The sequence below is a fragment of the Streptomyces sp. NPDC002088 genome, assembly GCF_040296605.1.
Taxonomy (GTDB): domain Bacteria; phylum Actinomycetota; class Actinomycetes; order Streptomycetales; family Streptomycetaceae; genus Streptomyces.
On sequence record NZ_JBEOXO010000003.1, the window covers coordinates 20,286 to 32,038 of the forward strand.

Consider the following 11,753-nt stretch of genomic DNA (forward strand, 5'->3'; position numbering starts at 1 on the left):
GGAGCTGACCGTGGGGGAGACGGTGGAGGCGATCCTGGCGGGACGGGAACGCGCGAGGGTTGCCTGACGTCTCTCTGACTGGGGCCGTTGTCAGTGGTGCCGCATAGTGTTCTGGGCAGTGGGACGGCGCCAGTTGGACGACCTTCCCGGGGGATGGCGACTTCACGCACGGGGGAACAATGAGCACGACCGACATCGCCGGCACCGTCGGCACCGCGGTGATCACACTCACCGAGGACGATCTGGATCCATACGTCACACACGCACCGACGCGCCGTTGGCTGAGCGGTCCCGGACTGCCCGCCGACGGAGACCTGCTGTCCTTCGACGCACTGCGCACGGACGGCCTGCGCACGGTCGGGGACTCGATGGGCGACCCCGACCAACTGGCGGCGGAGCTGCGCGACCGGCTGGTCATAGGCGGGATCCTGGGCGCGGACGGCCGCGAGACCGATTCGGTCCTGCTCGACGGCGCGACGGGCGAGATCTCGACGACGTACTTCTTGCACGACCGCCCCGACCTGATGGACACCCGCCCGCTGGCGCCCTCCTTGGAGAAGCTGGTGCGGTTCGCGACGGCGGCGGACGAGCTGGCGGCGCTGCGAGGCCAGTTCGCCTCGTACGCGGGCCGACTGGGACCGCAGGCGGTGGCGGAGGCGTCACGCCAACTCCTCGCCCTCTTCGAGGAGGGCACGGACGGCGACCCGGGCCCCTTCTGGAAGATGACGGCGGTGATCCGCCCCCTGTCCCTGGTGGCGGGCCCGGGCACGACATCCGGGCTGGCGCTGGACCTGCCACCCCGCCTGCTGGACGAGGCGTTCGGCCCCGGCCGGATCGCCCGCTTCGAGGAGGTCGACTTCCCGTCCACGCTCACCCACGAGCCGACCCGCCGCTTCCTGCGGGAGACGGGCCTGCCGGAGGACGGCTACTGGTTCTCCCTGGACACGGACGTGCCACTGCCGACCCTCGCCGAGTACGAAGCGATCTGCGCGACCGAGCGGGAGGACGGCATCACCGCCGCCCACCTCCCGGCCGGCGCGGACCGCCTGATCCGCCTCGGCCACCTCCTGGAGGACACCAGCCTCCTCATCGACGGCACCACCGGCGCGGTCCTGTGCTGGAGCGAGCCCGACACCACCCTGCGCCCCCTCAACGCCGACGTGTCCACGCTCGCCTTCACCCTGTGGCTGATCAACCGCGAAAAGTCCCTCGCCACGATCCACGCCCTGACCGACGCCTACGACCAACTGGCCGAGACGATGTCCCGAACCCTCGCCACAGCCGACCCGATCGCCTGCGACCCGACTCCGTCGACGCCGTCGGACGACGGGTGGCGGTACTGGCCGGGGGTGTTCGGGGATGAGGCCCGGAAGCAGGCTGCTGACATGATCAAGGCGTGACCAGCGAACCAACCCGGCCCGGTGCCGGGAAGTATGTCCTGTTCGATGTCGACGGTACGTTGATCGACGCAGTGGACAACCAGCGCCGGGTCTGGGCGACGTGGGCGGGTCGCTACGGGCTGGACCCTGACGAGGTCTATCAAGTGGCGCTGCGGACGCGGCCGATGGAGACCTTCGAGGCGGTCGTCCCCGGTCGGGATCCGCAGGAGTGCCTGGCCGCGTTGCATGAACTGGAGGACGACGACGTCCGGTCCGGCGTCTATGCCGCGTTCGACGGTGCGTCGGAACTGCTGTCCGCTCTGCCCTCCGGGTGCTGGGGGCTGGTGACCTCGAACTACGAGCACCGGGTGCGCGGACGGTTCTCCCGGACCGGATTGCCGGTTCCGGGCGTGCTCGTGGACGCCGCCGCGGTCGAGGAAGGCAAGCCGTCGCCGGTCCCCTACCTGCTGGCCGCGGAGCGGCTCGGTGCGGAGCCGGAAGACTGCCTCGTCATCGAGGACGCGCCGTCCGGAGTCGAGTCCGGGTTGCGGGCCGGCATGACGGTGTGGGGAGTCAACGCCCCGGTCGCGGTGGACGGCGTGCACCGCCACTTCGGGAGCTTGCGCGAGGCAGTACCCGACATCGTCGCCTGGTCGAAGCCTGTAGAGGCCGTGGCGGGAATCGAACCCACGTAACTCGCTTTGCAGGCGAGTCCCTAAACCACTCGGGCACACGGCCGGGTCGGGTGGAGCGTTCTGCTCCGGTCCGAACTCGGTGACATGACCGTATGGCGGGGCGGGGGAGGGGCTCAAGGGGACGGGCGGGGCTGCAATGGGACTGCCATACGCCGTTCATGAACGGGGGCCTCGCGCCCCGCGCCCGGTCTCGCTGGTCGCTCTGGTCGTACGACCAAGGTCCCAGGCGCACCCCCTCCTCCCGACAGGGGTCAAAGTGGGTCGTGGACCTTACGCTGGCCAGCATGACCGCCCTGGAACCGCGCGACACCGGCGTCGCAGACCTCGCTCACGTCCCGTCGGCCGCCGAGCGCGACGAGTCCACCGTGCTGAGCCGGTCCTACCGGGCGCTGAGCATCGGCATCGTGTCGGTCGTGCTGTTGATCGCCTTCGAGGCGACGGCGGTGGGGACGGCGATGCCCGTCGCGGCGCGGGAGCTGGACGGGGTGTCGCTGTACGCGTTCGCGTTTTCCGGGTACTTCACGACGAGTCTGTCCGGGATGGTGCTTGCCGGGCAGTGGTCCGATCGGAGAGGGCCGCTGGGGGCGTTGACCAGCGGTATCGCCGCTTTCGCCGCCGGGCTGGTGGTGGCCGGGACCGCCGGGGCGATGTGGCTGTTCATCGTCGGGCGGGCCGTGCAGGGGCTCGGCGGTGGGCTGGTGATCGTCGCGTTGTACGTCGTCGTCGGCCGCGCCTATCCGGAGCGGCTGCGGCCGGCCATCATGGCGGCGTTCGCGGCGAGCTGGGTCGTGCCGTCGGTCGTCGGGCCGCTTGCCTCCGGCGCGGTGACCGAGCATCTCGGGTGGCGGTGGGTGTTCCTCGGGATACCGGTGCTTGTCGTGTTTCCGCTCGCGCTTGCGCTGCCGCAGATACGGCGGCGTGCGGCCGGGCCGGTGGGGCTCGGCCCTGCGACCACCTTCGACCGGCGCCGTATCCGCCTCGCCCTCGGGATCTCGCTCGGCGCCGGGCTGATTCAGTACGCCGCCCAGGATCTGCGTCCCCTCTCGCTCGTTCCGGGTGTCGTAGGCGCCGGGCTGCTCGTGCCGGCCGTACTCGGGCTGCTGCCGCGCGGTACCTGGCGGGCGGCGCGCGGGCTGCCCTCGGTCGTGCTGCTGCGCGGGCTGTCGGCCGGGTCCTTCGTCGCCGCCGAGTCCTTCGTACCGCTGATGCTGGTCACGCAGCGGGGGCTGTCGCCGACGCTGGCCGGGTTCTCGCTCGCGGCGGGTGGCGGGACGTGGGCGCTGGGTTCGTGGGTGCAGTCGCGGCCACGGGTGGAGCCGTACCGGGAGCGGTTGATGACGCTCGGGATGGTGTTGGTCGCGGCCGCCATCGCCGCGGCGCCCAGCGTGCTGATCCACTCCGTGCCCGTCTGGACCGTCGCCGTGGCGTGGGGGTTCGGGTGCTTCGGTATGGGGCTCGTGATCTCCTCCACCAGCGTGCTGCTGCTCCACCTCTCCGCCCCGGAGGAGGCCGGTGCCAACTCCGCCGCCCTCCAGATCTCCGACGGCCTGTCCAACGCGCTGCTGTTGGCGACCGGGGGTGCCGCCTTCGCCGCGTTCGGCGGCGGCACCGTCGCGCACACGACGGCCACGGCGGCCTCCGGCTCCGCCCATCCGGCCGCCTTCGCCGTCGTGTTCCTGCCGATGGCGGGGTTGGCGCTGGTGGGGGCCTTGGTGACCACGCGGCTGCGGGCCGATCCGCGGTGATGCCAGAGTGGTACCACGCGGTACCATCACCGTATGGCTGGACTGAATCTGCGGTTTACGGACGAAGAGCTCGACGCGCTGCGTGAGCGTGCGGCCGCGGAAGGGCGCAGCATGCAGGCCTTCGCGCATGACGCGGTGATCGCGGCCATAAACGAGCACTCACGACTGTTCGACGAGGCGGCCGAACATGTGCTGAAGGCCAGTGCAGAGCTGAACCGGAGGCTCGCCTGATGCACTACCTCACGCTCCCCGAGCTGCTGAACCTCGCGAAGCGGCTCGGGGCGGACGAGGTACGCGACTACGGGCTGCTCGACTCGGCGCTGGTTCGTCCACAGTCGAGCGTGTTCGGGCAGGACGCCTATCCGGACGTGTGGCAGAAAGCCGCCGCGCTCATGGAGTCCCTCGCGCGCAACCACGCCCTCGTCGATGGAAACAAGCGCATCGCCTGGTACGCGACCTGGGTCTTCCTGCACGTGAACGGCCATCCACTGGACGCGGACTTCGACGTCGACGAGGCCGAGAGGTTCGTGTTCGACGTCTGTCAGGGCGCCCTGGACGTGCCCAAGATCGCAGCCCAGTTGCCGCGTTTCGCGCGCTGACTGTGACCTCAGTCCCATCCCCGGGTGACCCGGCCTCGTCCGCACATTGCCACCACCGGCCCGCCGGTAGGGTGGCCCGGTTGTCATACGTAGCCGAGCCGCCCTACCCCCCGAACCGGAGACCGTGACTACCGCCGCCGCCAGCTCTGCCTCGCACTCCCATCACCTCTCACCCGCCTTCCCCGGCCGGGCCCCCTGGGGTACCGCCAGCAAGCTGCGTGCCTGGCAGCAGGGGGCCATGGAGAGGTACGTCCAGGAGCAGCCGCGTGATTTTCTCGCCGTCGCCACCCCTGGCGCCGGCAAGACGACCTTCGCGCTGACGCTCGCCTCCTGGCTGCTGCACCACCACGTCGTGCAGCAGGTGACCGTGGTCGCCCCGACCGAGCACCTGAAGAAGCAGTGGGCGGAGGCGGCCGCGCGGATAGGGATCAAGCTGGACCCCGAGTACAGCGCGGGTCCGCTCAGCAGGGAGTACCACGGCGTCGCCGTCACGTACGCCGGCGTCGGGGTGCGGCCCATGCTGCACCGCAACCGGGTCGAGCAGCGCAAGACCCTCGTCATCCTCGACGAGATCCACCACGCCGGTGACTCCAAGTCCTGGGGCGAGGCCTGCCTGGAGGCCTTCGAGCCGGCCACGCGGCGGCTCGCGCTCACCGGTACGCCGTTCCGGTCCGACACCAACCCCATCCCCTTCGTGACGTACGAAGAAGGGAACGACGGGATCCGGCGGTCCGCCGCCGACTACACGTACGGCTACGGGAACGCGCTGGCCGACCACGTCGTCCGGCCCGTCATCTTCCTCTCCTACAGCGGCAACATGCGCTGGCGGACGAAGGCGGGCGACGAGATCGCCGCCCGGCTCGGCGAGCCGATGACCAAGGACGCCGTCAGCCAGGCCTGGCGTACGGCGTTGGACCCGCGCGGTGAATGGATGCCCAGCGTGCTGCGCGCCGCCGACCGGCGGCTCACCGAGGTCAGGAAGGCCATCCCGGACGCGGGCGCCCTCGTCATCGCCTCCGACCAGGACTCGGCGCGCGCGTACGCCAAGCTGATCCGTGAGATCACGGGGACGAAGGCCACGCTGGTCCTCTCCGACGACACCGGTGCCTCGAAGCGGATCGACGACTTCAGCGCGAGCAACGACCGCTGGATGGTCGCCGTCCGTATGGTGTCCGAGGGCGTCGACGTGCCGCGGCTCGCGGTCGGGGTGTACGCCACCACCATCTCCACTCCCCTCTTCTTCGCCCAGGCCGTCGGACGCTTCGTGCGGTCCCGGCGGCGCGGCGAGACCGCCTCCGTCTTCCTCCCGACCGTCCCCGACCTCCTCACCTTCGCCAACGAGATGGAGGTCGAGCGCGACCACGCCCTCGACAAGCCCAAGAAGGAGGGCGAGGAGGACCCGTACGCCGAGTCCGAGAAGGAGATGGAGGAGGCGAACAAGGAGCAGGACGAGGACACCGGGGAGCAGGAGCAGTTCTCCTTCGAGGCCCTGGAGTCCGAGGCCGTCTTCGACCGGGTCCTCTACGACGGCGCCGAGTTCGGTATGCAGGCCCACCCGGGGAGTGAGGAGGAGCAGGACTACCTCGGTATCCCCGGGCTCCTCGAACCCGACCAGGTGCAGCTGCTGCTGCAGAAGCGGCAGGCCAGGCAGATCGCGCACAGCCGCAAGAAGCCGGACGAGGATGCCGACCTGCTCGAACTGCCCGCCGAGCGGCGGCCGGTCGTCTCCCACAAGGAGATGATGGAGTTGCGCAAGCAGCTCAACACGATGGTCAGTGCGTACGTCCACCAGAGCGGCAAGCCGCACGGGGTCATCCACACCGAACTGCGACGCGTGTGCGGCGGACCGCCGAGCGCCGAGGCGACGGCCGGACAGCTGCGGCAGCGGATCGCCAAGGTGCAGGAGTGGGCCACCCGGATGCGGTGACGCCCGGCGTGTGAGCGGCTGTGGTGTGAGCGGCTGTGGTGTGAGGAGTTCGAGGTGCGGGGGTGGCGCGCATGGTAAGTCGTGCGCTGTACGTATCGGGACAAACACAGGTAGTCCATACCGGCTGGTGACCGGATTCTGGACGGAGCCTTCCGCTGAGCGAACCGGCTTCGCTACTGTCCGGCTACGCACACGCCCCGTGGCAGCGCCGCCGCGGAGCGCAGCCGTGAAGCGACTGGGCCCGGACAGACCGGGCCGTCCTGCCGATCGGCGGCCTCTGAAGCGCGTCAGGGACGGGACTCTGTGACGCATCCGCCGCGAGGGGGCTGCCGACCTCACCACCTAAGGAGTGGGCGTCGTGACCGCGGAGACCTCTCAGACGCTCGACCGGGGACTCAAAGTACTCAAGCTGCTCGCCGACACGGACCACGGGCTGACCGTCACCGAGCTTTCCAACAAACTGGGCGTGAACCGGACCGTTGTGTACCGGTTGCTCGCCACGCTGGAGCAGCACGCGCTCGTACGGCGTGACCTGGGCGGGCGAGCACGGGTCGGGCTGGGGGTGCTGCGACTCGGCCGACAGGTGCATCCACTGGTACGGGAGGCCGCGTTGCCGGCGCTGCGGTCGCTGGCCGAGGACATCGGAGCGACGGCGCATCTCACACTGGTGGACGGGTCGGAGGCGTTGGCCGTGGCCGTCGTCGAGCCGACGTGGACGGACTATCACGTGGCGTACCGGGCCGGGTTCCGGCATCCGCTGGAGCGGGGGGCCGCGGGCAAGGCGATTCTCTCCGCGCGGCAGAAGCCTTCGGGGGAGCCGGGGTACACCCTGACGCACGGGGAGCTGGAGGCCGGGGCCAGCGGGGCGGCCGCTCCCCTGCTCGGGGTCACCGGTGTCGAGGGCAGTGTGGGTGTGGTGATGTTGGCGGACGCGGTGCCGGAGAGGGTGGGGCCGCGGGTTGTCGATGCGGCTCGAGAGGTCGCGGAAGCTCTGCGCTGAGCCGCCTGCCCGAACGGAGGCTCTGCGCTGAGCCGCCTGCCCGAACGGAGGCTCTGCGCTGAGCCGCCTGCCCGCACGGAGGCCCTGCTGAGCCGCCGGCCTGAACGGGCGTGTTTCCAAGCTCCCCCTGGCTTTGGCCGATCCCCCAAACCCCCACCCCCACCTCTGGCCGATCCCCCCACCGTCACCCGCTCTCCCCTCCGCATCATCAGGCCAGACAGGCCCGATGCGGTGGACGGAGTGGCAGGGTGGACACAGACACGGTGGGAACACGGCCCCGAAGTGGGCCGGAGGCGCGGTCCGGCGGGTGGCGGCTCACGCGGCGGCAGGATGTCGGCGCGCTGGTGGAGGACGCCGCCGGGAGTTCGCTGAGGCGGACCATGGGGGTCGCACAGCTCACGCTGCTCAGCGTCGGCGCCACCCTCGGTACCGGGATCTTCGTCGTGCTCGGCGAGGCCGTGCCCGAGGCGGGGCCGGCGATCATCGTGTCCTTCGTGCTCGCCGGAGTGACGGCACTGTTCTCCGCGTTGTCGTACGCCGAGCTGGCCGGCATGATCCCCGGCTCGGGATCGTCGTACAGCTACGCCTACGCCACCCTCGGCGAGCTGGTCGCCTGGGTCTGCGGCTGGTGTCTCATCCTCGAGTACGGGGTGTCCGTCGCCGCCGTGGCCGTCGGCTGGGGGCAGTACGTCAACGAGCTGCTCGACCTCACCCTCGGGGTGACCCTGCCCGAATCCCTCAGCGCCCCGCCCGGGGACGGCGGCACGCTCAACATCCCGGCCGCCCTCATCGTCGTACTCGCCATGGTCGTACTGCTGCGGGGCGCGAAGGAGAGCGCGGTCGCCAACACCATCATGGTCGCCGTCAAGATCGCCGCCCTCGTGATGTTCTGCGCGGTCGCCTTTACCGCGTTCCACGCCGGGAACTTCCAGCCCCTCTTCCCGCTCGGCACCGCCGGCATGAGCGCCGGAGCGGCCTCGCTCTTCTTCTCCTACATCGGGTTCGACGCCGCGTCGACCGCGGGGGAGGAAGCCAAGAACCCGCAGCGCGACCTGCCCCGGGCGATTCTGCTCTCCCTGGTCCTCGTCACCGCCCTGTACGTCATCGTCGCCGTCGCCGCGCTCGGTGCCATGCCGTGGCAGAAGTTCGAGGGGACGGAGGCCACGCTGAGCGAGGTGCTCGTGCAGTCCGTAGGCGGGGGCAGCCTGTGGCCGATCCTCCTGTCCGTCGGCGCGGTCGTCGCCACCACCAGCGTCGTGCTGACCGTGCAGTACGGGCAGATCCGCATCCTGTTCGCCATGGCCCGGGACGGGCTCGTGCCGCCGTTGTTCGCCAAGGTGCACCCCACCACAGGGGTCCCGCGCGCCAACACCGTCATCGTCTCCGGCTTCATCGCCGTCCTCGCCGCGCTCGTCCCGCTGGGCAGCCTCGCCGACGCCACCAGCATCGGCACCCTCTTCGCCTTCATGCTGGTCAATCTCGCGGTCGTGCTGCTGCGCCGCCGCAACCCCGACGCGCCCCGTTCCTTCCGTGTCCCCTTCTCCCCGGTGACGCCCATCCTGGGCGTGGGCTTCTGCGTGTACATGCTGTTCAGCCTGGGCGCCGACACCTGGATCGCGTTCGGGGCGTGGATGGCCGTGGGTCTGGTGATCTACGGCCTCTACGGCATCCGACACTCCAAGCTCAACCAGCTCAACCAGCCCAACGAGCTCAATCAGCACCAGGAACTCGTGTGAACCCCCTGAACCCCCTCACCCCACCGCCCCTCGACCTCACCGCCGACGTCGTCGACCTCACCCGCGCCCTCGTCGACATCCCCTCCGAGAGCGGGGACGAGGGCCGGCTCGCGGACGCCGTGGAGGGCGCCCTGCGTGCCCTTCCCCACCTCACCGTCGAGCGCGTCGGCAACTCGGTCGTCGCCCGTACGAACCTCGGGCGACCGCAACGCGCCCTGATAGCAGGCCACTTGGACACCGTCCCCGCCGCCGGGAATCTCCCCTCCCGGCTCGCCGACGGCCGCGTCCACGGGCTCGGCGCCTGCGACATGAAGGGCGGCGTCGCCGTCGCCCTCCGGCTGGCGGCGCACCTGGAGCACCCGACCCGCGACCTCACCTACGTCTTCTACGAGTGCGAGGAGATCGAGGGTGACCGCAACGGGCTGAACACCATCGCCAGGGAACGCCCCGACCTCCTCGACGCCGACCTCGCCGTCCTCATGGAACCCTCCGACGCCGGCGTCGAGGCCGGCTGCCAGGGCATCCTCACCGCCGACATCGTCGTACGGGGCGAACGCGCGCACACCGCACGCGCGTGGAAGGGCGTCAACGCCGCGCACAAGGCCGCCCGGGTCCTCCAGCGGCTCGACGACCACACGCCCGAGCGGGTCGTGATCGACGGGCTGGAGTACCGGGAGGGGCTGAGCGCCGTCGCCGTGCGGGCGGGGGTCGCCGGGAACGTCGTACCCGACGAGTGCGTGATCACCGTCAACTCGCGGTTCGCGCCGAGTCGCTCGGCCGAGGAGGCGGAGGCGTACGTACGGGAGCTCTTCGCCGGGTACGAGGTCCGCGTCACCGAGGTCGTGCCGGGTGCGCTGCCGCGGCTGGACCGGGTCGCCGGGCTCGTCTCCGCGCTCGGCGCCGAGCCCCGGCCCAAGCTCGGCTGGACGGACGTCGCCCGGTTCGCCGCGCTCGGCATGCCCGCCCTCAACTACGGCCCCGGCGACCCGTCGCTCGCGCACACGGCGGGGGAGTACGTACCGGTGGCGCATCTGCGCGAGTGCGAGGACCGGCTCAGGACATGGCTGGGGTGAAGCCCGCCCCCGTCAGCCCCGTCAGCCTCTGAGCCCTGCCAGCGTCCGCAGCTGCAGCCACAGCACCAGCCGTTCGTCGGGATCGTCGAGGTCGATCCCGACCTGCTGCTGGGCCTGCTTCAGGCGGTAGCGGCAGGTGTTGGGGTGCACGGCGAGCAGCTTCGCCGCGCCCGCCATGTCGCAGCCCGCGTCCAGCCAGCAGACCAGGGTGCGCGCGTAGTCGGTGCCGTGCTCGCTGTCGTACGCCAGCACCCGCCGCCACGCGCCCGCGCTCAACTCACCCCGCTCGCCCAGCACTGCGGTCAGCCGCAGCAGGGTGACGCGCGGGCGCAGCTCGTCGACGGTCGCCACCGGCAGGTCCGCGTCCAGCAGTCGCAGCACCAGGTCGGCGTCCGCGCGCGACGCCACGACCCCGCCGAGGTCCGGCACCACCGAGCCGAGCGCCGCCCGCACCGGCACCCGCAACGCCTGCCCGGCCCGTCGCACGATGTCCTCGGCGAGCGGCCGGTGCCGTGCTCCGCCGCTCTCGCCGGGCACGGGCAGCAGCGCGTACACCACCCCGTCGAGGAGCACGCACGCGTGCCGCCCGTAGCGGGCCTCGCACTGGAGGCGTACGACGTCCAGCAGGCGCCGGGCGGTCTGCTCGCTGTCGGGCACGCTCGCGGCGGAGTCCAGGACGAACGCGGCGACCCGCACGGTCTCGACGCCCAGCCGGTGGGCCGCGGCGGTCGCGTCAGCGGTGCCCTCCAGCAGGCGGCGCAGCAGGTCGCTGTTCTGGTGGCGGGCGAGTTCCTGGGCCGCCCGGGAGCGCAGCAGGAGCAGCGCGGCCGTGGACGCGCCCCGGCGCAGGATGTCGTCGGCGTCGGGCGCGAGGGTGCCGTCGTCGACGACCCAGACCGAGCCGAGCGTCTCGCCGCCGGCCCGTACGGCGACCGCGAGGCGGGGCAGGTCGTCCGGGCCGAGGGCGGGCAGCCGCAGCGGCTCGTCGGCCGCGAACAGCATCCGGTACTGCTCGGTGTTCTCCGGGCTGCCCGGCACCTGGAGGCCGAGGATGCCCTGCCGGCGGTCGTCGTCGACGGGCTGGCCGGGGACGGTCGAGTAGGCCAGGATCCGCTGGCGCGGGTCCTCCACGGCGGTCGCCCCGCCGGTGGCGGCCGCGATCGCGTCGGCCAGCGCGAACAGGTCCCCGAGGCCGCCCGCTGCCGGGGTCGGCCGCGCGCCGATCGCCGACGCCAGCAGCAGATGCACGTGGTGCCAGGCCGCGTCCTCGTCGACCGACAGCAGCGCCACGCCCCGCGCCTCCGCCTCGCCGATCGGCCCGTCCGTGCCGCGCACCACGACCCCGGTCATCCCGGCCTCGGCCGCCGCCCGCACCAGCGGCCCGGCGGCCGACGCCCGCACCCCGACGGCCAGGAGCAGCGCGCCGGAGACCCGCGGCAGGGGGCTCTGGGCGTCGTAGAGCAGCGCCTCGGTGACCGGGGCGGTCAGGCCGGCGGCGGGGGCGGTGTCCAGGCGTACGGAGTGGCCGCCGATGACGTCCAGGAGTTCGCCGAGGGTGCAGGCGTCCATGAGGTTCCTCAGTGGGTGGAGGGGGGTGGC

The 11,753-nt window shown here is 71.6% G+C and carries 10 protein-coding genes and 1 tRNA gene; 9 read left to right on the forward strand and 2 right to left on the reverse strand.

Features of this window, described 5'->3' with window-relative positions; all coding sequences use genetic code 11:
• The first annotated feature begins 179 nt into the window (after window positions 1-179).
• On the forward strand, window positions 180-1,400 hold the full coding sequence (locus ABT114_RS07395; protein WP_351139599.1) for an SUKH-4 family immunity protein: 1,221 nt from the start codon (window positions 180-182) through the stop codon (window positions 1,398-1,400).
• The gene (locus ABT114_RS07400) at window positions 1,397-2,074 is read left to right on the forward strand and encodes an HAD family hydrolase (protein ID WP_351139601.1); all 678 of its coding nucleotides are present in this window, start codon (window positions 1,397-1,399) and stop codon (window positions 2,072-2,074) included. Before ABT114_RS07395 ends, ABT114_RS07400 begins: the two co-directional genes overlap by 4 nt.
• On the opposite strand, the gene ABT114_RS07405 is transcribed toward ABT114_RS07400, so the two are convergent.
• A tRNA-Cys gene (locus ABT114_RS07405) sits at window positions 2,046-2,117 on the reverse strand. The two genes, ABT114_RS07400 and ABT114_RS07405, sit on opposite strands and share 29 nt — an antisense overlap.
• A gap of 241 nt (window positions 2,118-2,358) precedes the next feature.
• Between ABT114_RS07405 and ABT114_RS07410 the strand changes: the two genes are divergently transcribed.
• The 7 genes from ABT114_RS07410 to dapE all read left to right on the forward strand — a co-directional run bounded on the left by ABT114_RS07410 (window position 2,359) and on the right by dapE (window position 10,154).
• The gene (locus tag ABT114_RS07410; RefSeq protein ID WP_351139603.1) at window positions 2,359-3,819 is read left to right on the forward strand and encodes an MFS transporter; all 1,461 of its coding nucleotides are present in this window, start codon (window positions 2,359-2,361) and stop codon (window positions 3,817-3,819) included.
• A gap of 33 nt (window positions 3,820-3,852) precedes the next feature.
• On the forward strand, window positions 3,853-4,050 hold the full coding sequence (locus tag ABT114_RS07415) for a hypothetical protein (protein WP_351139605.1): 198 nt from the start codon (window positions 3,853-3,855) through the stop codon (window positions 4,048-4,050).
• A complete protein-coding gene (locus ABT114_RS07420) occupies window positions 4,050-4,418 on the forward strand; it encodes a type II toxin-antitoxin system death-on-curing family toxin (protein ID WP_351139607.1) in 369 nt (122 codons plus the stop codon). Before ABT114_RS07415 ends, ABT114_RS07420 begins: the two co-directional genes overlap by 1 nt.
• A 124-nt stretch (window positions 4,419-4,542) precedes the next feature.
• Entirely contained in the window at window positions 4,543-6,345 is a 1,803-nt protein-coding gene (locus ABT114_RS07425; protein WP_351139609.1) for a DEAD/DEAH box helicase, read from the forward strand.
• A gap of 358 nt (window positions 6,346-6,703) precedes the next feature.
• Window positions 6,704-7,345 (forward strand): IclR family transcriptional regulator, encoded by a 642-nt coding sequence (locus ABT114_RS07430; protein ID WP_351139611.1) that lies wholly within the window; start codon window positions 6,704-6,706, stop codon window positions 7,343-7,345.
• 248 nt (window positions 7,346-7,593) lie between these two features.
• Complete coding sequence (locus ABT114_RS07435) at window positions 7,594-9,081, forward strand: amino acid permease (RefSeq protein WP_502987884.1); 1,488 nt, start codon at window positions 7,594-7,596, stop codon at window positions 9,079-9,081.
• Entirely contained in the window at window positions 9,078-10,154 is a 1,077-nt protein-coding gene (gene dapE / locus ABT114_RS07440) for a succinyl-diaminopimelate desuccinylase (protein ID WP_351139613.1), read from the forward strand. Before ABT114_RS07435 ends, dapE begins: the two co-directional genes overlap by 4 nt.
• Before the next feature lie 21 nt (window positions 10,155-10,175).
• Here the strand turns inward: dapE and ABT114_RS07445 are convergent, their stop codons facing one another.
• Window positions 10,176-11,723, reverse strand: a complete 1,548-nt coding sequence (locus ABT114_RS07445) for a PucR family transcriptional regulator (protein ID WP_351139615.1) — start codon at window positions 11,721-11,723, stop codon at window positions 10,176-10,178.
• Window positions 11,724-11,753 lie beyond the last annotated feature (30 nt).

What these genes read in the sequence shown, in the direction of transcription:
- ABT114_RS07415 (WP_351139605.1), top strand. Translation starts at nt 3,853, where the DNA reads ATGGCTGGACTGAATCTGCGGTTTACGGACGAAGAGCTCGACGCGCTG.
- ABT114_RS07395 (WP_351139599.1), top strand. Translation starts at nt 180, where the DNA reads ATGAGCACGACCGACATCGCCGGCACCGTCGGCACCGCGGTGATCACA.
- ABT114_RS07410 (WP_351139603.1), top strand. Translation starts at nt 2,359, where the DNA reads ATGACCGCCCTGGAACCGCGCGACACCGGCGTCGCAGACCTCGCTCAC.
- ABT114_RS07445 (WP_351139615.1), bottom strand. Translation starts at nt 11,723, where the DNA reads ATGGACGCCTGCACCCTCGGCGAACTCCTGGACGTCATCGGCGGCCAC.
- ABT114_RS07420 (WP_351139607.1), top strand. Translation starts at nt 4,050, where the DNA reads ATGCACTACCTCACGCTCCCCGAGCTGCTGAACCTCGCGAAGCGGCTC.